The organism is Chungangia koreensis (genome assembly GCF_042651785.1).
Classification (GTDB): domain Bacteria; phylum Bacillota; class Bacilli; order Bacillales_A; family Planococcaceae; genus Chungangia; species Chungangia koreensis.
The window spans coordinates 116,804-141,469 of record NZ_JBHSEC010000002.1 but is presented as its reverse complement, the minus strand read 5'-3'; the positions used below and the strand labels follow the sequence as shown (position 1 = coordinate 141,469).

Here is a 24,666-nt window from a genome sequence, read left to right as displayed (position 1 = left end):
CGTCGCAAAATTGCTGGGGAGCAGATTCAGGTAGCTATTTGGCAACTCCTTTGTGACCAACCTCCTGTTGGCCCAAGCCCACGGAAAGCGAAGTGGCGGGCACTGCTGATTTTTTTATACTATTTTATATAGAGAAGAAATTTAAAAATTTTATTTCCTTAAGCGTCTAACCAGTTCTTCGTCAGGTGTGACATATACCGTTTGCTGTTCAAAGTAAATGACAAAGCCTGGTTTGGAGCCGTTCGGCTTTTTCACATGACGGATTAAAGTATAGTCCACAGGCACAGAAGAGGATTCCCTCGCTTTACTAAAATAAGCGGAAAGATGTGCTGCCTCCAAAATGGTCTCCTCATCCGGATCAGGATGATGAATCACCACATGAGAGCCCGGGATGTCTTTCGTATGGAGCCATGTATCTGTTCTTGCGGCAATCTTGAATGTTAAATAATCATTCTGTTTATTGTTCTTACCGACAGAAATTGGTAACCCTGTGGATGAAACATATTTCTCTGGAACTGGCTTCGTATCTTTCTTCTTTTTCTTCAACGTACGGGCTTTCATGAATCCAAGTTCCGCCAGCTCTTCCCGGATTTCTTCAATATCTGAAGGTGAGGCCTGATTGACTTGTTGCTGAAGCATTTCGAAATACTCGATGTCTTCAACTGTTTTAGCTAACTGCTCCTCTGTCATCTTGAGTGCGGTTTTAGCCTTATTGTATCGGCTATAATATTTTTGGGCATTTTCCACTGGAGTTTTCCGAACATCAAGAGGTATCCGTATTGTCTCCCCTATTTCAGAATAATAGTTCACTACCTCTGCTTCTTTCGCCCCTTTTTTAAATGCATGAAGATTAGCCATCAACAACTCGCCATATAATTGGTATTGGTCCAACTGTTCGGCTTGCTCCCGATCACGTTGAAGCTTTTTCATCTTCAATTTCAACTTATCAATTTCATTTTGCAGCCAACGCTCCAAATCCCCGGCCTGTTGTTTGACCCGGTCTCTTTCAGCACGTGCAAAAAAGACACGGTCCAGTAATTCACCAAGGGAGGCGTAGCGGGTTTTTGTTCCACTTAAATGGGTGAGGGCACTTGCTGAGAAATGTACTTTCCCTTTCTCATCTTCCACATATTCAGGAGAAGCTTCCCACTGAAATTCCTTCATATAATGACGGTAAACTGACAGCGGATTGTCTTCTTTCATTCGGAAGAGCAACTCATTGGCATGAAGAGGAGAAAAACCCGATATGGATTGTACGATTTCTTTTGGCTCCTGAGCGCTGTTTAAAATAGCTGTCAACTGGTCATCCTTTGCTTCAATCGGATTCAGTTTGTCCTGTGGAGGAGGGGCTATATATTTTTGGCCCGGTAATATCGTACGGTAGCTATTTACTGATGGTGGTAGATGTTTGAGGCTGTCTAATATAATCTCACGATCCGGATCCACCAAAAGTAGATTACTGTGGCGCCCCATGATTTCCATATGCAGCTCTCGTCGGATATCATCGCCAATTTCATTTTTCGAGAGCACTTCAAACACAATTACACGGTCAGTACCGAGCTGTCTGATTGAAGAAATGAATCCTCCCTCTAAATGTTTCCTTAAAAACATGCAGAACATAGGCGGTTCCGAAGGGTTTTCAATTGTCTCCCCAGTTAGTTGAACCCTCGCATAAGAAGGGTGGATTGAAAACAAAACTTTATGATTAGATCCGCTTGCCCTTATATGCATAACGATTTCAAGTGAGTTCGGTTGATGGATTTTCGAAATCCTTCCCGAAACTAATTGTTGAAGTTCTTTTGTCATTGCGATTGTAAATAATCCATCAAATGCCATTATGTAATCCTCTTTCAAGCTTTTCCTCTTATCTTATCATCTTTTTCAGGAGAAGATAAGGAATGGCAAAAAGAAAGAGCGCGTGATGCGCTCTCGGTGAGGGGACCGGTTAACCGGCATTATAGGGGATTATCGTACATAGCTTGCGCCAATAATGATCAATAGAATGAACAAGACAACGATTAAAGCGAATGCACGCCCACCGCCGAAACCATAGCCGTAACCGTAACCTGGGTATCCACAACCGAATCCTCCGTACATACAGAACACCACCTTTTCTTGAAAGATAGTGTAGTATATGCAGCTTTAAAAAGGTGACTTAGGGATTAGCGGAGAAGATGCGACGCTGAAAAAGAAAAGGAGGCAACTTTCCCATAGAAATTAAATTAAAGAGTCAATCCAAAAGTAATATGATATAATGTTCTGTAGAAAATACAGGGAATCTGTCTAAGGGACAAGAGACTTGATTCTACTTGAAATTGAACGAAAAGATTGTTGAGGGATAGCATGAGAAGAGAACGCGGACTGCTGATTGTCTTATCCGGCCCGTCCGGTGTCGGTAAAGGAACCGTGCGGAAAGAACTATTTTCGCAGCCGAATACGAACTATGAATACTCCATTTCCACGACTACAAGGGCCCCAAGGGAAGGAGAAGTCGATGGAGCGGATTACTTTTTCAAAAGCCGTGAAGAGTTTGAACAGATGATCGCGGAAGGCAAGTTACTGGAATACGCAGAATATGTAGGGAACTATTACGGAACCCCACTGGATTATGTGAATGAAACACTCGATGCAGGTAGGGATGTATTCCTTGAAATTGAGGTTCAAGGTGCTGCGCAAGTAAGGGAGAAAGTAAAGGATGGTTTATTCATCTTTTTGGCTCCTCCAAGCTTGTCGGAATTGGAGCAGCGTCTTGTCGGTCGTGGGACGGAAACGGATGAAGTCATTGCTTCACGTATCCAGACTGCCCGGCTTGAACTCGAAATGATGAATCTTTATGATTTCGTAGTTGAAAATGACGAAGTACAGCTTGCATGCGATCGGATTAATGCCATTGTGACAGCCGAGCACTGCAGGCGTGAGCGCGTCGAAAAAAGGTATTTACGAATGTTGGAGGGAGAATGATTTATGTTATATCCATCAGTGGACTCATTAAAAAGTAAAATTGACTCGAAATATACTTTAGTTAGCCTTGCATCAAAAAGAGCGCGTCAATTACAGGAAACAGGAACGGTAAAGCTTGACTCGTATGTCTCGCATAAATATGTAGGTAAGGCTTTAGAGGAAGTTGCAGCAGGTGCACTGACGACAAAGGAACAAGACGCCTCCATTGTTTACGAGGATGAAGTTTAATAAATAGATGCTGAAAACTCCCTTAGAAAATCCTGATTTTTCTATGGGAGTTATTTGTTTTATATTGGAACTGTTTAGCCTTAAGGCAAATGAAAGGATGACGACTGTTGTGCTAACAGGTAAAAATATTTTGGTCGGTGTATCAGGCGGGATTGCTGTATATAAGGCAGTTGCTCTTGTCAGCAAACTTTCTCAAGCAGGAGCAAATGTAAAGGTGATAATGACAGAATCAGCAACTAAATTTGTGACACCATTAAGTTTCCAAGTACTTTCAAGAAACGATGTTTATACTGATACATTCGATGAAAAGGATTCATCGGTCATTGCGCATATCGATTTGGCAGATTGGGCGGATTTAATTATTGTAGCACCAGCGACAGCAAATACGATCGGTAAGCTTGCCAATGGAATTGCAGACGATATGTTGACGACAACTTTGCTTGCATCAAAGGCAACCATCTGGGTAGCGCCCGCAATGAACGTTCATATGTATGACCACCCTTCAGTTAAGCGTAATATCAGCCAGCTTTTCTCTGACGGTTACCGATTCATTGAACCTTCAGAGGGTTTTTTAGCATGCGGTTATATTGGTAAAGGACGTCTGGAGGAACCAGAAAAAATCGTCAGTTTGTTACAGGAGCACTTTTCGCAAAAACCTTTGCCGCTAAAAGGTAAAAAAGTGATTGTAACGGCTGGTCCTACACGGGAACGGATCGATCCGGTCCGTTATATAACGAATTTTTCAAGTGGGAAAATGGGCTATGCAATGGCGGAGGCGGCTGCTTCATTAGGAGCTGAAACGATCTTAATTTCGGGTCCGGTAAGTCTTCCTGTTCCTACTGAAGTTAATGCGATTTTTGTTGAAAGTAGCGAGGAAATGCTAAATACGGTTTTGCGTCATTTCGAAGATGCGGACATAGTCATAAAAACGGCAGCAGTTGCTGACTATAAACCGAAAATGATCCTCCCAAGTAAAATGAAGAAAAAGTCGGAAGAACTGACAATTGAGCTAACAAAGACCACTGATATACTTCAGACACTGGGAGCTATGAAAAAGCAACAGCTTCTCATCGGATTTGCGGCAGAAACAAATGATGTCATCCAGTATGCGAAGGACAAGCTTGTCAGAAAAAATGCAGACTATATCATTGCCAATGATGTAACGGAAGCGAATGCCGGCTTTGGCACTGATACTAACATCGTCACATTAATCGGCAATGACTTCGAAAAAGAATTTCCAGTCCTACCGAAAAAGGAATTGAGTAAAGAACTTCTCTTGACGATAATGGAGTGGGAAACAGGTGATACGCATTGATCGCTGAAGTGATTGTCGATATTGCAGCCTATCCGATTGACAAACCGTTTGACTATGTCGTCCCAAAAGAAATGGAAGATATTGTTGAACCGGGTGTTCGCGTAAAAGTTCCTTTTGGAAACCGGAAGTTGCTGGGTTTTATTACCGAAATTAAAGATGAATCTGATTTGAACATCGTAAAATTAAAACAAATCGAAGAAATCTTAGATATAACACCTGTATTGACGAAGGAAATGCTTGAAATGGCAGACTGGATGAAAAACCATGTGCTCTGTTTTGAAATTGATGCACTTTTCGCTATGCTCCCTTCTGCATTAAAAGCGAAGTATGAACGGGTGATCCGATTAAAAGACCGCAGCCGTTTGGTCGATTCAGAAGCACAGGCCTTGTTTGAAAAAAGGGAAGCCATTCCACTACACGATGTAACATCTATGAAACTACTATCCATCTTAAAGAAGTATAGCGAAGAAGGAATTATAGAAGTTGAGACCATCGTCAAACAGAAGACGTCAGTAAAAAAAGAAAGAATATTAACGATTCAGTCTGAAACGGAAATTAGTAAATTATTATCTTTACTATCCCCACAGGCAAAAAAGCAAAAAGAGCTAATGGATTGGATGATAGGACATGCAGGAGAGATACTCTCGGCTAAATACGTCCTTGAATCGACCGGGGTGCAGCCTGCAGTTTTAAACGCAGTTATCGAGAAAGGGGCCGCTATCACTTCAATGGAAGAAGTGTACCGAGATCCCAACATAGTTGACTTAGGTGATCATTCGGTTCCTTTCCAAGTTACAGAAGAGCAAGCAAAAGTGATGGATGCATTAATGAAAGAAAAGGATCAACCGGCTACGTTTCTTTTGCATGGTGTAACCGGAAGTGGCAAGACTGAAATTTATTTGCAAATGATCCAAGATGTCATCAGCCGTGGAAAAGAGGCCATAGTATTAGTTCCTGAAATCTCCTTAACTCCGCAGATGAACTCTAGATTCAAATCCCGTTTTGGTGATTTGGTAGCTGTCATGCATAGTGGTTTATCAGCAGGTGAGAAATATGATGAGTGGCGGAAGATCCAACGTGGAGAAGTAAAAGTGGTAGTCGGTGCTCGCTCTGCCATTTTTGCACCCTTTACGAATTTGGGTGTAATCATTTTGGATGAGGAACATGAGTCCACTTATAAACAAGACGATACGCCTCGCTATCATGCAAGGGATATTGCCATTTGGAGGAGTCAATACTATTCGTGTCCCGTTATTTTGGGGAGCGCTACTCCCTCTTTGGAATCTTATGCACGTGCATCTAAAGGGGTTTATAGGCTCTTAACGATGAAGGAGCGGGCAAACCATCATCCTCTTCCGGCAGTGCATGTAGTTGATATGAGAGATGAATTGAAGAATGGGAACCGTTCCATGTTCTCTGTTGATCTCGCGGATGCCGTCAGAAAAAGGCTTGAACGGAAAGAACAAATTGTTTTGTTCCTGAATAAGCGTGGATATTCGTCTTTCGTTCTTTGCCGTGATTGTGGTACAACTGTCCAATGTCCGAATTGCGATATTTCCTTGACATACCACCGGGCATCCGAAGTATTGAGATGTCATTATTGTGGCCATGAGGAGCATGTTCCGACTAACTGTCCGGAGTGCAGTAGTGAACATATACGTTTTTTCGGTACCGGAACTCAAAAAGTGGAGGAAGAAGTCTCCAAGTTGTTTCCGGGAGCTCGGGTATTAAGGATGGATGTCGATACTACCCGTCAAAAAGGTGCACACGAGGCAATCTTAAAGGATTTTGGAGATGGGAAAGCGGATATCTTGTTAGGAACGCAAATGATTGCAAAAGGGCTCGATTTTCCGAACATAACACTTGTTGGTGTTTTAACTGCAGATACAACTTTAAATCTTTCTGATTTTAGGGCTGCGGAAAAGACCTTCCAGTTACTAACACAAGTTAGCGGCAGGGCTGGGCGCCATGATAAACCCGGCGAAGTGTTTATTCAAACGTATTCACCTGAGCATTATGCCATTCAACATGCAAAGAACCACTCATACGAACCTTTTTACCGGCAAGAAATGATGGCGAGAAAACAGTATGAATATCCACCGTTCTATTATTTAACTCTCATTCAGTTCTCTCATGAGGATTTAATGAAAGTCTCCGAGTATGCAGGAAAAACGGTGGAATGGCTGCGACAACGATTATCCGACCAATCTGCTGTTATCGGACCAACAGCTGCAGCCATCAGCCGCGTGAACAATAGATATCGATATCAATGTTTGATAAAATACAAAAAAGAAATTGGTTTGACCGAAACTTTACAGCAGCTCATCAAGATGTATAGGACAGAATGGCTCAAAACAGGCCTTTACATGACGATCGACATGGACCCATCCACCATCATGTGAGCAGAAATGGGGGCACCACATGGCAATAAGACAGATAGTAGTAAAACCCGCAACAATATTAGAAGAAGTATGCAAACCGGTAACAGCCTTCGATGAAGAATTGACCGTTTTGCTTGATGATTTGTACGAAACAATGCTTGATGCTGACGGAGTCGGCATTGCGGCTCCACAAGTCGGCGTCCCACTGCGAGTGGCGATCGTCGATTTAGGTGAGGGCGAAGATCCGATTGAAATGATTAATCCTGAAGTAACAGGTACTGAAGGAGAATCAGTTGATATAGAAGGGTGTCTTAGCATACCTGGTCTCTATGGTGAAGTTGAACGACCGTACTTCATTCGCATCAAGGCACAAGAACGGGATGGTTCTTGGTATGAATTAGAGGCGGAGGACTATGAAGCACGCGCTATATTGCACGAAATTGATCATTTGGATGGTATTCTTTTCGATTCGAAAATACTTCGTATTGTGGATCCTTCCGAACTTGAAGTTGATGAAGAACAGGAGGAGACGGAATGACGAACATCGTATTTATGGGCACCCCTTCTTTCTCTGTGCCGATTCTTCGAATGCTTCATGAAGAAGGGCATACAATATCTTATGTAGTCACTCAACCGGACAGGCCCGTAGGTCGAAAAAGAGTACTAACGCCTACGCCAGTAAAAGAAGAAGCATTGCGACTCGGCTTGCCTGTTTTGCAACCGGAAAAGCTGAAAGGCTCACCTGAGATGGAAGAAATCATTCATTCGAATCCAGATTTGATCATCACAGCTGCCTTTGGTCAACTGTTGCCGAAAGAAATTTTGGACTCTCCACGTCTTGGAAGCTTAAATGTCCATGCTTCGCTTCTTCCGGAATATCGCGGAGGTGCTCCGATTCATCAAGCAATCATGGACGGAAAGGATAAAACCGGCGTCACGATCATGTATATGGCAGAAAAGTTGGATGCAGGTGATATCATTTCCCAAGTTGAAGTTCCGATCGATGTGACGGATCATACAGGCAGTATGTTTGAAAAGTTGAGCGATGCAGGTTCGAAGTTATTAAAAGAAACGCTGCCTGATGTCTTAAATGGAGTAAATCCGCGGATTCCACAAGATGAAACGAAGGTTACATACGCTTGGAATATTTCCAGAGAACAAGAACGGATCGATTGGACGAATGGTGGTAAGCAAATCTATAACCAAATTAGAGGACTTCACCCTTGGCCAGTTGCCTATACTTTGTTCGATGGACAAACGGTCAAAGTTTGGTGGGGAGAACCGGAAGAAACGAATAAGTCCGGAGAACCTGGAGAAATTATCGGATTAACAAAGGACCGGATTGTTGTCAAAACGGGAGACCAGCTGGCAATTGGTCTGACTGATATCCAACCTGCAGGCAAAAAACGTATCGCCGTATCCGATTTTTTAAACGGAGCGGGATCCAAAATTCAGATCGGAGACAGATATGAATGAGTAAAAACTCGACAAGAGGAAATGGCAACGTACGGGAAGCTGCTCTTTCTATTTTGATGGCTGTCGAAAAAAATCAGGCATATAGTAACTTGTTACTTCATAATACGATAGAAAAGCATGGAATTAATCCGAAAGACCGCTCCCTTCTCACAGAGATCACCTATGGAACTCTGCAACACAAAATGACTTTGGATTATTATTTGAAGCCGTTTTTACGTGGGAAAATCGAGGATTGGGTGAAACAGTTATTGAGAATTTCATTATACCAACTCCTTTATTTGTCGAGAGTACCGGCCCATGCAGTTGTGAACGAGGCTGTAGAAATTGCAAAACGGAGAGGCCATAAAGGAATATCCTCCATGGTAAATGGAGTATTGCGTTCCATTCAGAGACAGGGCGTTCGTTCTTTAGACGACATCGCAGATCCAATAGAGCGTCTCGCTATTGAAACGAGTCATCCTCTTTGGATGATTAAAGATTGGATAAAAGAGTATGGATTTGAAAAAACACGAGAAATGGCTTTTGAAAATAACCGTGCCCCAGTCCAAACTGTACGCGTTAATACTTTTAAAACAACTATTGAATCCGTCGTAGAAAAACTTGAAGAGGATGGCCTGAAAGTCGAACGGAGCGAGACAGTACCTGAGTGTCTTTACGTAACGAATGGACAAGCTGTCAGGACAACTGCTTTTAAAGAAGGTTTGATCACGATCCAGGACGAAAGCTCGATGTTTCCGGCCCATGCGTTAAAGGTGGAACCGGGTATGCGGGTCCTTGACATGTGTGCTGCACCAGGCGGTAAATCGACGCATATTGCGGAGAAGATGGAAAATAAGGGTGAAATCATTTCTCTCGATTTGCATGAACACAAAGTTAAATTGATTCGTGAAAATGCTGAGCGATTAGGTCTTTCAATCATTCAAGCAGAGACTGCTGATGGTCGTAAAGCAGGTGAGCAGTTTAAAACGGAGTCATTTGACCGGATTTTGGTCGATGCCCCATGCAGCGGTTTAGGGGTTATCAGAAGAAAACCTGATATTAAGTACACAAAAACTGAACAAGATGCGAAAAGTCTTCAAAAAATCCAATTGGATTTACTAGATGAGGCCTATACATTATTGAAGCCCGGAGGAATATTAGTTTACAGTACTTGCACGGTAGAACCTACTGAAAATCGGGAGGTTTCCAGTCAATTTATGGAGAAGCATCCGGATATGCAAGCGGTAGATGAGTTGTCTCCTCTATTCCCACAAAAAGGGATGATTCAAGTGTTGCCCCAAGACTTTGGCAGTGATGGTTTTTTTGTAGCCGCTTTTGAGAAGCAATAAGAGTAGAAAAAGAAGGTTTCCTTTGACTTAGGAAAATTGTTTCATTTGGGAACGATGGATATGAGGGGATGAATGTATGAGGTTTGTGATCAGAAGTGATGTTGGAAAAAAACGTTCAGTAAACGAGGATCGTGCAGAGGTCTATAAGCATTCTGATGAGGTTACTTTAGCGGTCATCGCAGATGGTATGGGCGGTCATAATGCTGGAGATGTAGCGAGCAGTATCCTTGTCGAGCAACTCGCTGATTCCTTCAAAGCGGTTGTATCTGAGCCTGATTTCAGAAATCGGGAATTCAGGAAGGAATGGCTACATGAGGCGGTTCTTGAGATTAATCAGCACATTTATCAATCTGCAATAGAAAACCCATCTTGCAAAGGAATGGGAACAACACTGGATGCAACTTTACTCTATAATGACTATTGCCTAATTTGCCATGTAGGCGATAGTAGAGTTTACTTGATCTCTGATGGTTCTATCGAACAAGTGACTAAAGATCATTCCTATGTGAACGCGTTGGTGGAAAGTGGGGAAATCAGTCAGGAACAGGCAGAACATCACCCTCAAAAGAATTTAATCTTAAAAGCGATTGGATCCGAAAAGGCGATAACCCCTGATTTCATAGAGTTTCCGGTGGACGAGCATTCCGTCCTCCTCTTATGTTCCGATGGATTGTCAAATAAGTTGTCAGGAAATGAAATTTTGACAGTCCTTGAAAAAGCAGAGAATCTGGAAGCGGCCGGCGATGAACTCATCCGCCAAGCGAATGATCGAGGGGGAGAAGATAACATCTCCTTAATCATCATGTCGGAAATGTCCGGGGAGGTGCAGCAAGATGTTGATAGGTAAACGTATTAGCGGTAGATATAAAGTGCTTGAGATGATTGGCGGCGGTGGAATGTCAAACGTCTACCTGGCCCATGACATGATATTGGACAGGGATGTCGCGATTAAAGTTCTCCGTTATGACTTTGCCGACGAACAGGAGCTTCATAGAAGATTCCAAAGAGAAGCACTCTCAGCGACAAGTTTGGCACACCCTAATATTGTTAGTATTTACGATGTTGGTGAAGAAGAGAATCTTCATTATATTGTAATGGAGTATGTAAAAGGTCAAACATTGAAACAGTATATAATGGAACGTGCACCAATCTCTCCAGAACGTTCGGTTGCCATCATGAAACAGCTAACGTCAGCAATTGCGCATGCCCATCAAAACCAAATCATTCACCGTGATATTAAGCCCCAGAACATTCTATTGGATGAACAAGGAATGGCCAAGGTGACTGACTTTGGAATTGCAATGGCACTAAGCGCAACATCATTCACGCAAACGAATTCAGTATTAGGAACTGTTCATTACTTGTCTCCTGAGCAAGCAAGAGGCGGAACAGCAACGAAAAAGTCGGATATTTACGCATTAGGAATCGTACTATATGAGTTGTTGACCGGTGAGCTTCCTTTTTCGGGAGAATCAGCTGTCTCAATCGCTCTGAAGCATCTTCAAACAGAGACACCATCCGTCAGGGAAAAGAATCCATCCATTCCTCAAAGTTTGGAGAATATCGTTCTAAAAGCTACAGCAAAGGATCCTTTGCATCGATACCGCTCTGCGGATGATATGTTGGATGATTTAAATACTGTATTATTGCCGGAGAGGCGCAATGAGCCGAAATTCTTAATACCTGCGGATGATGAATTTGCAACAAAAGCGATACCAGTCATTAAGGAACCTGTCGATTTTGGACAGATTCAGGAAACGAAGAAAATCGATCCTGTTGTCAAAAATGAACCTGTACCCGAACCTGTTAAAAAGAAAAGGAAAAAGTGGCCATGGATTGTCGGAATCATTTTCGCCCTTCTGCTGACAGGTGTGGTAACGGTAATCGCATTCCCAGGATTGTTTGGACCACAAAAAATTGAAGTTCCGGATGTTTCCGGCTTGGAAATTGAAGAAGCGAAGGAAACACTAACAGCCGCCGGTTTTACCATAGGCGACAAGACGGAGCAACCGTCTGATGAGATAGAAGAAAATTATATTATAAGGACTGTTCCTGAGGCCGGCAAAATGCGAGATGAAGGAACTGAGATTTCACTATACGTAAGTACCGGTAAAGAGACGATCACACTGGAGGACTATAGGGGCAAGGATATTAGTCAAATTACTACCCTATTAGATTCCTTGAATTTCGCTAATATTCGTACCGAGAAAAGATACTCCGATCAACCAGTAGACACTATTATTGATCAAAATCCAAGAGGAGGCTCTGAAGTAGTTCCTGAGGATACTGAAATCACGTTTACAGTCAGCTTAGGGAAAGAGACTAGACCTCTGATTGATTTGATTGGATTGACGGAAAGCAAAGTTGAAGAATATGCTAAAACTTTTGGTTATTCTATTATTAAAGTAGACGAAAAGAATTCCGATACTATCCCTGCTGGCCAAGTGATGGATCAAAAGCCGAAAGCAGGAACCGAGATTGAAGTGGGTTCTACAGTAGAAGTAGTGATCTCCAAAGGACCAGTAGAAGAACCAATCAAGTTTTATTCGAAAGAGATTACAATCCCCTACGAGCCAGAACAAGAAGGGGTTGCACAGCATGTCCTCATTTCCATCAATGACAATAAAAATCGTGATGTTGAGCCTGTAGAAGAACTGATGATTACTGAGGATACAAAGTACACGATTAAAATGGAAATTGCTCCGGGTCAAGACGCTTACTATCGAATTGTCCGAGATGAAAAAATAATTGAAGAAAAAGTAATTTCATACGAAGAGCTCGAATGACCGGAACAGTTGGGGGAATGCTCCTCCAACTGTTTCGTGTTATGATGATGTAAAAGTGGTAGAGACCTATTTGTAAACTTATCCTGAAGGAGGAATTGGATGCCCCAAGCCCAAATAAGAAAAGCAATCAGCGGATTTTACTATGTTTATGACGGACAGAATCTACTTCCATGCAAGGGAAGGGGCGTATTCCGGAATCGTGGAATTTCACCTCTTGTCGGCGACTATGTAGATTATGAAAAAGCCGGGGAGAATGAAGGTGTCATAACTATCATTCATGAACGAAAAAATGAACTTGTCCGCCCTCCCGTCTCAAATGTTGACTTAGCTTTATTAGTTTTTTCGGCTAAAGAGCCTGAGTTCAGCCCACATCTACTTGACCGCTTCTTAGTAGTCATAGAATCTCATCATATAGAACCTATTATTTGTATTACAAAAAATGACTTAATGACAGAGCAAGATGAATTGTATAGAGAAATGATTGCCTATTACGAATCAATTGGTTATACAGTGATTTCAACAAGCCGCGAAGATGATGGAATCATTGACAAATTAGGCCCACATCTATCCGGTAAGATCAGTGTGTTAGCCGGACAGTCGGGAGTAGGGAAATCCTCATTGTTAAATATGTTGGTTCCTGATTTGAATTTAAAAACAGGTGAAATTTCGGAAGCTCTCGGAAGGGGTAAACATACAACTCGTCATGTTGAACTTGTGGAAGTGGCAGGAGGGTTGATTGCAGACACTCCGGGTTTCAGCTCTCTCGATTTTGACCATATCGACAAAGAAGACCTGTCTGCGAATTTCATCGAATTCGATCGACTTTCCCAAGCATGTAAATTCCGTGGGTGCCTTCACGTAAAGGAACCTAAATGTGCAGTGAAAACTGCAGTGGAAAATGGTGAAGTAGCTAAGTCACGTTACGAGAATTATCTTCAGTTTCTGCAAGAAATTATGGACCGAAAGCCGAGGTATGAGTAATGATTAAAATTGCACCATCCATCCTATCAGCAGACTTCTCGAAATTAGGTGAAGAAGTAAGGGAAGTGGAAGCCGCTGGAGCTGATCTAATCCATGTCGATGTCATGGACGGACATTTTGTCCCTAACATTACCATTGGCCCTCTAATTGTAGAGGCGTTACGTCCGGTAACTCAATTACCGCTCGATGTACATTTGATGATTGAAAATCCTGATCAATATATCGAAGCATTCGCGAAAGCGGGGGCAGATTACATAACTGTTCATGTTGAAGCTTCCCGCCACCTACATCGTTCGATCCAATTGATCAAATCATTTGGCGTTAAAGCAGGGGTTGTATTAAATCCACATACACCAGTCGAATCGATCCAGCATGTATTAGAAGATGTGGATATGGTTCTTCTTATGACTGTGAATCCTGGATTCGGAGGACAGAAATTCATTAATTCTGTGGTCCCTAAAATTCGTCAACTTTCTGAATCCATAAAAGAAAAAGGATTGAGTGTTGAAATTGAGATTGATGGCGGCATTAATGAAGAGACCATAGTTCCTTGTGTGGAGGCTGGGGCGACAATTTTTGTTGCTGGCTCTGCCATTTACAACCAGGATAACCGTGCAGTGGCATTACAGGGAATTCGCAGTGCAGGGGAGCAGGCCATTTCGAAATGACAGTTGTCGTGATCTGTGCAGGTGGTCCTGAGGAACTTCTCATGAATTTCAAGCCTCATAAAGAGAAGGGGAATCTTATATACATCGGTGCTGATCGAGGTTCCATTCACTTGTTGACGAAAGGGATCACCCCTGACCATATTGTTGGGGATTTCGATTCAGTAAATCAGAAAGAATGGACAACTTTACGTGAACGAGTATCATCTATTGAGAAACTCCCTGTTGAGAAGGATGAAACCGACACGGAAGCAGCCGTTCGCCATGCAGTGGAATATAAGCCTGAAAAGCTGATACTTACAGGCGTAACCGGGGGGCGTATCGATCACTTTCTCTCGGCTCTCCATCTAATGCTACGGGTCCAGAAACGGTTCCCCAGGATGGAAGTTCTAATCCGTGATCAGGGAAATGAAATGCACTTCCTATTCCCTGGAGTCCATCAGTTGACAAGTAATTCCTATAAATATATTTCTTTTTTCTCTTTTGGTGAGGTTGTGGAAGACGTAACGCTACGGGGATTTAAGTATGAAATCGAACATGAGTGTATTAAGCAGGGCATGACCAAATTTACAAGTAATGAATTCGCTTCTGATGTCTGTACTATCTCATTCTCTTCAGGCATATGTTTGGTGATAAGAGGTACCGACGTTTAAAAAGGGAGTGAATCGATGCGCGTGTATACATTCAGGCTGCCGAAGATGGTTAGCAGTTTTGCGAGAAAATGCATTTCAGTATTCCAAAAAGAAGAAGGTCCAAAAGGAAGAAAAGAAAAAATGCCAGGCTGATCATGCCCGGCATTATTTTTTGCTCGCTTTGTATAGAGGAGCTATTGTTTTGAGGAATCAAATGGGATTTACTTGATATTCTTTGAAAAATCAAAAGCGCTGTACCGATCCCATCCTACATAGGAAATGATCGGTACAGCGCTATTTTTTGATTATATTACACGCGTTCTACTTTTCCAGATTTCAACGCTCTTGCAGAAACCCATACACGCTTAGGCTTGCCGTCTACAAGAATGCGGACCTTTTGAAGGTTTGCGCCCCAAGTACGTTTGTTGGCGTTCATCGCGTGGGAACGAGCGTTGCCGGAACGAGCTTTACGTCCAGTGATTACACATTGTTTTGGCATTGTTGTTTCCCCTCCTCACAAAGAAGCTGAAATAGATCTTTTTCAGTTCGAATATATTTCACATACCATAATAATTTATCATAATCCAACATCCATTGCAACTTAATTTCTATGTACTTTCAAGAATAAATCCTTTACACTATTCATAGAAACGGACGCTTTCTTTAACAATTACGAGGATTGTAGTACAATTGCTATAGTCAAATTGGACTTTAAGGAGGCATCATTATGTCAATCGAATTGAAAAATGAGTTTGGGAATATTGATATATCTAATGAGACAATCGCACAAATTGCAGGCGGAGCAGCAATTGAGTGTTACGGGATTGTTGGCATGGCCTCTAAACATCAGATCCGAGATGGATTGACGGATATCCTTAGAAAAGAAAACTTTACGAAAGGCGTCATCGTGCGTCAAATCGGAAATGATTTACATATCGATATGTACGTCATAATCAGTTATGGTACAAAAATCTCGGAAGTAGCCTACCAAGTGCAATCAAAGGTCCGTTATACAACCACTAAAACACTTGGGATGGACGTGAAATCCGTTAATATTTACGTACAGGGTGTCCGAGTGACGAACCTGTAAGAGGAGGAACCTTTTTCATGAAGTCTTTAGACGGTATAAAATTCGCCGAAATGGTCCGTATGGGAGCACATAATTTACAGAGGAATGCCCAATACGTCGATGCACTGAACGTTTTCCCAGTGCCGGATGGTGATACGGGGACCAACATGAACTTATCTATGACATCTGGTGCTAAAGAGGTGCAGTCTCATACACAACAACACTTAGGCAAAACTGCTCAAGCTTTGTCCAAAGGGTTGCTTATGGGAGCGCGTGGAAATTCCGGGGTCATTTTATCCCAAATTTTCCGTGGTTTCGGAAAATTTGTAGAAAACCGTGATGAACTAAATGCGGAATCATTCGCCGATGCATTCCAGTTTGGTGTTGAAACTGCTTATAAGGCAGTGATGAAACCAGTTGAAGGTACAATCCTTACCGTGGCGAAGGATTCGGCCCGTAAAGCGGTCGAAGTATCAAAGGGAACAGAAGATATCCTTGAAGTCATGAGCGAAATTGTAAAGGAAGCAAAAGCATCCTTAAAAAGGACGCCTGATTTACTCCCCGTATTAAAGGAAGTGGGAGTAGTAGATAGTGGTGGTCAAGGTTTAGTATTTGTGTATGAAGGATTCCTCTCCAGCTTGAAGGGAGAAGAGCTTCCTGAAATCAATGCAGCAGATACTTCGATGGACGATCTCGTCAGTGCTGAACACCACATGGTTCAAGGTTTCATGGATACTTCTGAAATCGAATTCGGCTATTGTACGGAGTTCATGGTCCGTTTTGAAGGGGAAAAAACTTCTGTACATCCGTTTGATGAATCGAAATTTCGTGAAGATTTGAGTCATTATGGTGATTCCTTGCTGGTTATTTCTGACGATGAAATAGCTAAAGTCCATATTCATTCAGAAGAACCTGGAGAAGTTTTAAACTACGGACAAAAATATGGAAGTCTTATAAAAATTAAAATTGAAAATATGCGACAACAGCATACTGAAATTGTCGGTGAAGGCTACAAGAAAGAACAAACAGAAACGGCAAAGAAGGTACCCTATGCTGTAGTAACAGTTGCTATGGGGGAAGGCATTGCTGACTTGCTAAAAAGCTTCGGCGCTTCTTATGTCATCGAGGGTGGTCAAACGATGAACCCTTCTACTGAAGATATTGTGAAAGCAGTGGAAGAGATCGGTGCTGAAAAAGTGTTGATCTTGCCGAATAACAAAAACATCATCATGGCAGCAGAACAAGCTGCGGAAGTATTGGACATCGAGGCTGCTGTAGTACCAACTAAGACGGTTCCACAAGGAATGGCTGCCATTCTTGCTTTTAACCCTGAAATAGCTGTGGAAGAAAACAAGAACAAAATGGTAAGTGCTTTTGAACACGTCAAGACAGGTCAAGTAACATTTGCGGTACGTGATACTTCCATTGATGGTGTAGACATTAAAAAAGATGATTACATGGCTTTGGCAGAAGGGAAAATTGTCAGCTCCGATTCTTCCTTGGAAGAAGTCACTAAGACACTAATACAACTGCTAATTGACGAAGAATCAGAAATCGTTTCCTTACTTTTCGGAGAACATGTAACACAGGAAGATGCAGATGAATTTGCAGCTTTCATTGAAGAACAATACCCCGATGTTGAAGTAGAAACATACAATGGAAAACAACCGTTGTACCCGTATATCATCTCAGTAGAATAACATCGAGGGAAAAGCGTATGTCACAACATGCGCTTTTTTCTCAATTGAGTCAGAAAGCGCTTTCATATAATTCGATATTTGTGTCTATTCAGTGTGTGACGTGTTAGAATAGACTAATAGTAACTTATAATTACAAGGGGGTTTGGGCATGAAGTTCAAATCTGTTTTTGATATAATCGGTCCGGTAATGATCGGACCATCATCCTCACATACCGCAGGTGCAGCCCGTATTGGCAGATTGGCCCGAGAATTGTTTGGCCGCCAGCCAAAGTGGGCCAAAATCCATCTATATGGATCTTTCGCTGAAACATATAAGGGACATGGGACGGATGTAGCCATTATTGGAGGTCTTCTTGACTACGACACGTTTGATGAACGTATCAAAACGTCATTTGAAGAAGCCGAAAGAGTCGGCCTGGAGTTTGAATTCATTCCGGAAGATGCACATGCAGATCATCCGAATACCGCAAAGCTTGTCATCGGGGATGACGAAGGTGTCATGGAGATAACGGGAATTTCTATTGGCGGAGGAAAAATTGAAATGACTGAAATCAATGGTTTTCCTCTTCGTTTGACCGGTCAACATCCAGCCATCCTTGTTCTTCATGAAGATCGGCCGGGCAGTATCGCAAAGGTTGCCACAAGCCTTGCCGATTATGATATCAACATCGGCAGAATGGAAGTTTCAAGAAAAGCGGTCGGTGAAATGGCATTAATGGTTATTGAGATGGATTCAGATGTGGATGAAAAGATCATGTTAGAAATATCTGCTCTTCCGCATATTACACAAGTGACCAGAATCGTGGACTAAACAGGAGGTCCTTATATGACTATCTTATTTCGTAGTGTAAAAGAATTAGTGGAACTCGCCGTTTCTCAAAATAAATTAATATCAGAAATTATGTTAGAACAAGAGAGCCTTGTGACGAAGCGCAGTAGAGAAGAAATCATGGCGCAGATGGACAATAATCTGACGGTCATGGAACAGGCAGTGGAAAGAGGATTGAAAGGCGTGAACTCCGTTTCCGGCTTAACGGGAGGAGATGCTGTCTTAATACAAAACTATATGAACAAGGGCAACACATTGTCAGGTGAGCTCATGTTGGACGCTGTCAGCAAGGCAGTTGCGACAAATGAAGTGAATGCTGCAATGGGAACAATTTGTGCTACCCCGACTGCTGGGTCAGCTGGAGTAGTGCCAGGGACTTTGTTTGCTGTAAAGAACAAGCTCAACCCGACCCGTGAACAAATGATCCGGTACTTGTTTACTTCTGGAGCATTTGGCTTTGTCGTCGCTAATAATGCATCCATTTCCGGAGCTGCAGGAGGCTGTCAGGCAGAGGTTGGTTCCGCTGCTGCCATGGCTGCTGCCGCTATTGTGGAGATGGCAGGTGGGTCACCGCAACAATGCTCCGAAGCCTTTGCGATTACATTGAAAAATATGCTCGGACTCGTTTGTGATCCGGTTGCCGGATTAGTGGAGGTTCCTTGTGTTAAACGAAATGCAATGGGTGCTTCCAATGCTCTTGTTGCAGCAGATATGGCTCTGGCTGGTGTGACCAGCAGAATCCCGACGGACGAAGTTATTTCTGCGATGTATGAAATCGGTGAGAGAATGCCGAGCGCATTTAAAGAGACTGCCCAAGGCGGTTTGGCAAATACACCGACTGGAAGATGGCTGGAATCTAAAATCTTTGGCGGAGCAATTAAGCAATGACAACGATGAACACGGAGTCTGTCTCAATCCTGAAGGGCATCGGGAAGGAGACGGAGGAAGTTCTGTCTGAACTGGGGATCATTTCTCTATATGATTTAATCATGACATTCCCATATCGGCATGAAGATTTTCGACTAAAGGATTTGACTGAAACACCACATAATGAACGAGTCACCATTGAAGGAAGGGTCGAAAGTGAACCTTCCGTTCTTTTTTTGGGGAAAAATAAATCGCGCTTACAAGTCCATGTACTGACCGGCAGACACCTCATTAAGGCAGTATTCTTTAATCAGGCATATTTGAAAAATAGACTTTCTGCCGGTATGGTCGTCACATTGACCGGTAAATGGGACCGCGGACGCCAGGTGATCAATGTTAGTTCCTTTACGAATGGACCGAAAATGGACCATGCCGACTTTGAGCCCGTGTATAGTTTAAAAGGTCTAATTCATCAAAAAACGTTCAGGAAGTATATGAGACAAGCTTTGGATCTTCTACAGGACTCTCTTCAAGATTGCCTCCCTACATACTTACGTGAAGGGTATCGCTTAATCTCTATACAGGAGGCGCTCGAAGGCGTACATTTCCCGAAGAATGCCGAACACTTCAAACAAGCAAGAAGACGGTTTGTTTACGAGGAACTGTTGAACTTTCAATTGAAAATGCAAGCCATGAAGAAAGTAAGAAAAGAAAACGAAGGCGGCTTACCGATTCATTATGATGTACAGGAGCTGCGGAAACTTATTTCTTCCTTGCCGTATGAATTGACCAACGCCCAAAAGCGGGTGGTTAATGAGCTGTGTAAGGAGTTAAAAGAACCCGTCCGTATGAACCGTCTCTTACAGGGAGATGTTGGTTCAGGGAAAACTGTTGTAGCGGCACTTGCTTTATATGCAGTGATAACAGGTGGTTATCAAGGAGCTCTTATGGCTCCCACGGAAATTCTGGCCGAACAGCATGCTGCTTCTCTTGCTGAATGGCTGGTTCCATTTGGTGTTAATATTGCTTTGTTATCAGGCTCCGTTAAAGGGAAAACACGGAGAATCCTGTTGGAGAAACTAAGAGATGGGGAAATCGATTTACTAATCGGCACCCATGCCCTTATTCAGCCAGACGTTGAATTCAAGCAGTTGGGACTGGTCATAACAGATGAACAGCATCGTTTCGGTGTTGAACAAAGAAGGATATTGCGGGATAAAGGTGAAAATCCCAATGTATTATTCATGACTGCAACACCGATTCCCCGTACTTTAGCTATAACTGCCTTTGGGGAAATGGATGTCTCCACTTTGGATGAATTGCCTGCAGGGCGTAAAAAAATCGAAACCCAATGGGTGAAAAAAGAGTCTCTCCATCCTGTCTTAAACCAACTTGAAAAGGAATTGGAGAAGGGAAGGCAAGCTTACGTCATATGCCCACTCATTGAGGAATCCGAGAAGTTGGATGTTCAAAATGCCGTTGATGTTTATGAACAACTCGCCACACACTTCAGTAGAAAATATGAAGTCGGACTTATGCATGGGCGCTTGCATTCGGATGAAAAAGATCGTGTCATGCGGGAATTCAGTGAGGGGCGAATTCAAATATTAGTTTCTACAACCGTCGTGGAAGTTGGAGTAAACGTACCAAATGCCACATTCATGGTCATTTATGACGCTGAGCGTTTTGGACTTGCGCAGCTCCACCAGTTAAGGGGAAGGGTTGGACGAAGTGAACACCAATCATACTGTATTCTATTGGCCGATCCGAAGACGGAAGAAGGAAAAGAACGTATGATTTCCATGACGGAGACGAATGATGGTTTCGTCCTCGCAGAGAAGGATTTGGAACTTCGTGGGCCTGGTGATTTCTTCGGTACAAAACAAAGTGGTTTACCTGAATTTAAAATGGCGGATTTGGTACATGATTATAGAGCGCTCGAAACTGCCAGGAATGACGCAGAGAAGCTGCTTGCTTCCGATGATTTCTGGCGGGACGAAGAGACTGCTTGTCTCCGAGAACAATTAAATGAGTCTGGTGCTCTTAGCAGTGAACGCATTGATTGAGAAAAAGAATGCAAAGGCTAATCTGTCCTTGCATTCTTTTTTTAGTATTTATATACTGATATTAGTACCAAGTGCTAATTCGGGCGGTGTGAAATGATGAGACGATCTAAGAAAGAACGCCAGCGTTTATTGGCTGAAATGATTGAAGCGAACCCATTCGTGACGGATGATGACTTGGCCAGGGAGTTTGGCGTGAGTGTCCAGACGGTCCGTCTTGATCGACTTGAATTATCGATTCCAGAACTTCGTGAACGTATTAAACTCGTTGCCTCTCAATCTTTGGAAAATGAAGTCCGTTCCTTGCCGATTGATGAGGTTATTGGTGATATTGTAGATATTGAACTTGATCGTAGAGCTGTCTCTGTTTTTGACGTGAAGGAAGAGCATGTTTTCCAACGAAATGGCATTGCCAGGGGACACCATCTTTTTGCGCAGGCCAACTCATTAGCGGTTGCGGTGATTGATGATGAACTCGCGTTGACTGTCAATTCCTCCATTTCTTTTAAGAAGCCAGTCCACTCAGGTGATCGGGTAATTGCAAAAGCTATTGTAACAAAGAAAGAAGAATTGAAAAGACGAACTTTTGTAGACGTTACCTGTACAGTTGAAAACGAAGTTGTCTTAACAGGACACTTTGAAATGTACAGAACTAAAGAAGAAAGCTTAGGTGATTAAGATGCGGATTGCATTAGATGCGATGGGCGGCGATCATGCTCCGGAGGAAATGATCAAGGGCGCATTTTCGGCATTAGAACAATTCGAAGATATACATATTGATCTTTATGGTGATCAGGAAAAAATGACTCCTTTTTTAAAAGAGCATCCCCGACTCACTATTCATCATTGCTCGGAAGTAATAGAAGGGGAAGACGAGCCGGTTCGCGCAATCAGGCGCAAAAAAGATTCTTCCATGGTAAAAATGGCGGAAGCTGTAAAGAATGCGCAAGCGGATGCATGTGTATCAGCAGGGAACACAGGTGCCTTAATGGCTGCTGGACTTTTTGTTGTCGGAAGAATCGAAGGCGTTGAACGGCCTGCTTTAGCGCCAACGTTACCGACAGTCGATGGAAAAGGTTTTGTTATGCTTGATTTAGGAGCAAATGCAGATGCCAAACCGGAGCATCTCTTACAATTTGCCATCATGGGCAGCGTCTATGCTGAAAAGGTACGTGGAATCAATCGTCCTCGTGTGGGACTTTTGAACATTGGAACGGAAGACAAAAAAGGTAACGAATTGACGAAAGCGGCTTTTGAACTTCTGCAAGATGCACCTGTTAACTTTATCGGCAACGTAGAGGCACGCGATTTATTGGACGGTGTAGCAGACGTTGTTGTAACAGACGGTTTCACAGGCAATATGGTATTGAAGTCAATCGAGGGTACAGCGAGTGCCATTTTCAAATTGTTAAAAGGAGCTTTTATGGCTACTCCACTAACAAAGGTTTCTGCAGTCATGATGAAAAAAGAACTAAAGTCACTGAAGGGTATGCTCGATTACTCTGAGTATGGCGGAGCTGGATTGTTCGGCTTGAAAGCACCTGTTATCAAGGCACATGGTTCATCAGATGCAAATGCAGTCATGAACGCAATTAGACAAGCACGAACGATGGTTCAGCACGATGTCATCGGGACTATTCGAGAAACCATTGAAGGGAGAAAGTAGAATGACAAAGATTGCTTTTCTGTTTCCTGGACAAGGAGCACAGTCAGTCGGAATGGGTGTGGATCTATTAAATTCGTATCCGCAACTTAAGGAGCGTTACTTTAATAAGGCGGATGAGTTACTAGGCATCTCTCTTTCAAACTTAATGACCAACGGACCTCAAGAGGAGTTAACATTAACCTATCATGCACAGCCGGCTCTTTTGACCGTAAGCGCTATGATTACAGAATTGTTGAATGAGAATGGAATTCAAGCTAACTATACTGCCGGACATAGTCTTGGTGAATATAGTGCCTTAGTAGCTTCGGGTGTGATGAGTTTTGAAGACGCTGTTACAGCGGTTCATAAGCGTGGACTTTATATGAATGATGCTGTTCCTGCTGGCGAAGGTGCTATGGCAGCCATTTTGGGATTGGAAAGTGAAGCGTTAAAAAATGTAACAGATGAGATTAGTTCAGGCGGTGATTTAGTTCAACTTGCCAATTTAAACTGCCCGGGCCAAATCGTTATTTCAGGAACGAAAGCCGGTGTCGAGAAAGCATGTGAAGCCGCAAAGAATGCTGGTGCAAAACGGGCGATTCCACTTGTAGTCAGTGGTCCTTTCCATTCAGAACTGATGCGTCCCGCTTCTGGTCGTCTTGATGATGTGTTAAGCTCGATTGATATGCAGAATGCCACTGTTCCCGTGATCTCAAACGTGACTGCAGAGCCTGTTGTTTCAGCCAAGGAAATCAAACCCCTATTAGTCGAACAGTTGTATTCACCTGTTTTATGGGAAGATACGGTTAGGAAGCTTATAGATTTAGGGGTGGACACATTTATTGAAGCTGGGCCTGGAAAGGTATTGAGTGGCTTAGTAAAGAAGGTAGACCGAGCGGCTAAAATCTATCCTGTATATGATATGGAAACGTTAAATGCCGTCATTGAGACGTCAAAGGAGTGGGATTAATGGGGAAACTTAACGGTAAAACTGCCATTGTGACAGGCGGTTCAAGAGGTATCGGCCGTTCCATCGCGATAATGTTGGCTGAAGAAGGGGCAAAAGTAGTCGTCAACTATAGCGGTAGCCAAGCAAAAGCCGAAGAAGTAGTGGAATTGATCCGTCAAAATGGCGGCGAGGCGATTGCCATTCAAGCAAATGTATCCAGCTCCGAAAGTGTACAAGCGATGGTTGGAGAGGCTTTGTCCCATTACGGTTCAGTAGATATCTTAGTGAATAATGCTGGAATTACACGTGATAACCTTATTATGCGTATGAAAGAAGATGAATGGGACGATGTCATCAATACGAACTTGAAAGGCGTCTTCCTCTGTACAAAAGCTGTGACAAGACAAATGATGAAGCAGCGTTCAGGCAAAATCATCAACATTTCTTCAATCGTAGGCGTGGCGGGAAATGCGGGGCAAGCTAACTACGTGGCTGCTAAAGCTGGAGTCATCGGTCTAACAAAGACTTCTGCAAAAGAATTGGCAAGCAGAAATATTAATGTCAATGCTGTGGCTCCAGGCTTCATTACAACAGAAATGACAGATGAATTACCGGAAGACATTAAAAGTCAAATGTTATCGCAGATACCTTTAAGTAAGCTTGGTAACCCTGAAGACGTAGCAAAAGCGGTATTATTCCTCTCTTCTTCGGATTCAGATTATATGACCGGACAAACACTTCATATTGACGGTGGAATGGTCATGTAATTTACTTAATATAGACCCTTGAGG

At 42.8% G+C, this 24,666-nt stretch carries 24 protein-coding genes and 1 pseudogene; 22 read left to right on the top strand and 3 right to left on the bottom strand.

The features are described 5' to 3' along the window. Positions 1–150: 150 nt before the first annotated feature. Together ACFOZY_RS02345 and ACFOZY_RS02340 are read right to left on the bottom strand one after the other, a co-directional pair. Positions 151–1,836: an Rqc2 family fibronectin-binding protein gene (locus ACFOZY_RS02345; RefSeq protein ID WP_378151840.1), complete on the bottom strand. Its 1,686-nt coding sequence runs from the start codon at positions 1,834–1,836 to the stop codon at positions 151–153. A 129-nt stretch (positions 1,837–1,965) separates the two neighbouring features. Beyond that, positions 1,966–2,046: pseudogene (locus ACFOZY_RS02340) on the bottom strand (YjcZ family sporulation protein); the annotation flags it as partial. Positions 2,047–2,343: 297 nt separating this feature from the next. On the opposite strand from ACFOZY_RS02340, the gene gmk reads away from it, so the two are divergent. From gmk to spoVM, 13 genes are all read left to right on the top strand, one after another. After that, a complete protein-coding gene (gene gmk / locus ACFOZY_RS02335) occupies positions 2,344–2,961 on the top strand; it encodes a guanylate kinase (protein WP_378151838.1) in 618 nt (205 codons plus the stop codon). A 3-nt stretch (positions 2,962–2,964) separates the two neighbouring features. Further along, a complete protein-coding gene (gene rpoZ / locus ACFOZY_RS02330; RefSeq protein WP_378151836.1) occupies positions 2,965–3,189 on the top strand; it encodes a DNA-directed RNA polymerase subunit omega in 225 nt (74 codons plus the stop codon). Between the two features lie 97 nt (positions 3,190–3,286). After that, on the top strand, positions 3,287–4,504 hold the full coding sequence (coaBC, locus tag ACFOZY_RS02325) for a bifunctional phosphopantothenoylcysteine decarboxylase/phosphopantothenate--cysteine ligase CoaBC (protein WP_378151834.1): 1,218 nt from the start codon (positions 3,287–3,289) through the stop codon (positions 4,502–4,504). Beyond that, positions 4,501–6,906: a primosomal protein N' gene (gene priA, locus ACFOZY_RS02320; protein ID WP_378151832.1), complete on the top strand. Its 2,406-nt coding sequence runs from the start codon at positions 4,501–4,503 to the stop codon at positions 6,904–6,906. Before coaBC ends, priA begins: the two co-directional genes overlap by 4 nt. Before the next feature lie 19 nt (positions 6,907–6,925). After that, positions 6,926–7,423 (top strand): peptide deformylase, encoded by a 498-nt coding sequence (def, locus tag ACFOZY_RS02315; protein ID WP_378151830.1) that lies wholly within the window; start codon positions 6,926–6,928, stop codon positions 7,421–7,423. Further along, positions 7,420–8,361 (top strand): methionyl-tRNA formyltransferase, encoded by a 942-nt coding sequence (gene fmt, locus ACFOZY_RS02310; protein WP_378151828.1) that lies wholly within the window; start codon positions 7,420–7,422, stop codon positions 8,359–8,361. Before def ends, fmt begins: the two co-directional genes overlap by 4 nt. Then, positions 8,358–9,689, top strand: coding sequence for a 16S rRNA (cytosine(967)-C(5))-methyltransferase RsmB (gene rsmB, locus ACFOZY_RS02305; RefSeq protein WP_378151826.1), 1,332 nt, complete (start codon positions 8,358–8,360; stop codon positions 9,687–9,689). The genes fmt and rsmB overlap by 4 nt, the downstream gene beginning before the upstream one ends. A gap of 76 nt (positions 9,690–9,765) precedes the next feature. After that, entirely contained in the window at positions 9,766–10,536 is a 771-nt protein-coding gene (locus ACFOZY_RS02300; RefSeq protein ID WP_378151824.1) for a Stp1/IreP family PP2C-type Ser/Thr phosphatase, read from the top strand. After that, on the top strand, positions 10,523–12,475 hold the full coding sequence (pknB, locus tag ACFOZY_RS02295; protein WP_378151822.1) for a Stk1 family PASTA domain-containing Ser/Thr kinase: 1,953 nt from the start codon (positions 10,523–10,525) through the stop codon (positions 12,473–12,475). The genes ACFOZY_RS02300 and pknB overlap by 14 nt, the downstream gene beginning before the upstream one ends. 99 nt (positions 12,476–12,574) lie before the next feature. Continuing rightward, positions 12,575–13,456 carry a ribosome small subunit-dependent GTPase A gene (gene rsgA, locus ACFOZY_RS02290; protein WP_378151820.1) on the top strand — a complete coding sequence of 294 codons (882 nt, stop codon included), beginning with the start codon at positions 12,575–12,577 and terminating at the stop codon, positions 13,454–13,456. Between the two features lie 2 nt (positions 13,457–13,458). After that, positions 13,459–14,124 (top strand): ribulose-phosphate 3-epimerase, encoded by a 666-nt coding sequence (rpe, locus tag ACFOZY_RS02285; protein ID WP_378152201.1) that lies wholly within the window; start codon positions 13,459–13,461, stop codon positions 14,122–14,124. After that, positions 14,121–14,774 (top strand): thiamine diphosphokinase, encoded by a 654-nt coding sequence (locus ACFOZY_RS02280; RefSeq protein WP_378151818.1) that lies wholly within the window; start codon positions 14,121–14,123, stop codon positions 14,772–14,774. Before rpe ends, ACFOZY_RS02280 begins: the two co-directional genes overlap by 4 nt. Positions 14,775–14,789: 15 nt before the next feature. Further along, positions 14,790–14,906, top strand: a complete 117-nt coding sequence (gene spoVM / locus ACFOZY_RS02275) for a stage V sporulation protein SpoVM (protein ID WP_378151816.1) — start codon at positions 14,790–14,792, stop codon at positions 14,904–14,906. A gap of 157 nt (positions 14,907–15,063) precedes the next feature. Here the strand turns inward: spoVM and rpmB are convergent, their stop codons facing one another. Beyond that, on the bottom strand, positions 15,064–15,252 hold the full coding sequence (rpmB, locus tag ACFOZY_RS02270) for a 50S ribosomal protein L28 (protein ID WP_378151814.1): 189 nt from the start codon (positions 15,250–15,252) through the stop codon (positions 15,064–15,066). A 228-nt stretch (positions 15,253–15,480) separates the two neighbouring features. On the opposite strand from rpmB, the gene ACFOZY_RS02265 reads away from it, so the two are divergent. From ACFOZY_RS02265 to fabG, 9 genes are all read left to right on the top strand, one after another. Next, the gene (locus ACFOZY_RS02265; protein WP_378151812.1) at positions 15,481–15,843 is read left to right on the top strand and encodes an Asp23/Gls24 family envelope stress response protein; all 363 of its coding nucleotides are present in this window, start codon (positions 15,481–15,483) and stop codon (positions 15,841–15,843) included. 17 nt (positions 15,844–15,860) lie between these two features. Continuing rightward, positions 15,861–17,522, top strand: a complete 1,662-nt coding sequence (locus ACFOZY_RS02260) for a DAK2 domain-containing protein (RefSeq protein ID WP_378151810.1) — start codon at positions 15,861–15,863, stop codon at positions 17,520–17,522. Positions 17,523–17,670: 148 nt separating this feature from the next. After that, on the top strand, positions 17,671–18,333 hold the full coding sequence (gene sdaAB, locus ACFOZY_RS02255; protein WP_378151808.1) for an L-serine ammonia-lyase, iron-sulfur-dependent subunit beta: 663 nt from the start codon (positions 17,671–17,673) through the stop codon (positions 18,331–18,333). 15 nt (positions 18,334–18,348) lie between these two features. Next, positions 18,349–19,239 carry an L-serine ammonia-lyase, iron-sulfur-dependent, subunit alpha gene (sdaAA, locus tag ACFOZY_RS02250; protein WP_378151806.1) on the top strand — a complete coding sequence of 297 codons (891 nt, stop codon included), beginning with the start codon at positions 18,349–18,351 and terminating at the stop codon, positions 19,237–19,239. Beyond that, positions 19,236–21,284, top strand: coding sequence for an ATP-dependent DNA helicase RecG (recG, locus tag ACFOZY_RS02245; protein WP_378151804.1), 2,049 nt, complete (start codon positions 19,236–19,238; stop codon positions 21,282–21,284). Before sdaAA ends, recG begins: the two co-directional genes overlap by 4 nt. Positions 21,285–21,377: 93 nt before the next feature. After that, positions 21,378–21,959: a transcription factor FapR gene (fapR, locus tag ACFOZY_RS02240; protein ID WP_378151802.1), complete on the top strand. Its 582-nt coding sequence runs from the start codon at positions 21,378–21,380 to the stop codon at positions 21,957–21,959. A gap of 1 nt (position 21,960) precedes the next feature. After that, positions 21,961–22,947, top strand: coding sequence for a phosphate acyltransferase PlsX (gene plsX / locus ACFOZY_RS02235; RefSeq protein WP_378151800.1), 987 nt, complete (start codon positions 21,961–21,963; stop codon positions 22,945–22,947). 1 nt (position 22,948) lies between these two features. After that, positions 22,949–23,896, top strand: coding sequence for an ACP S-malonyltransferase (gene fabD / locus ACFOZY_RS02230; RefSeq protein WP_378151798.1), 948 nt, complete (start codon positions 22,949–22,951; stop codon positions 23,894–23,896). Beyond that, positions 23,896–24,642: a 3-oxoacyl-[acyl-carrier-protein] reductase gene (fabG, locus tag ACFOZY_RS02225; protein WP_378151796.1), complete on the top strand. Its 747-nt coding sequence runs from the start codon at positions 23,896–23,898 to the stop codon at positions 24,640–24,642. The genes fabD and fabG overlap by 1 nt, the downstream gene beginning before the upstream one ends. Positions 24,643–24,666: the final 24 nt, after the last annotated feature.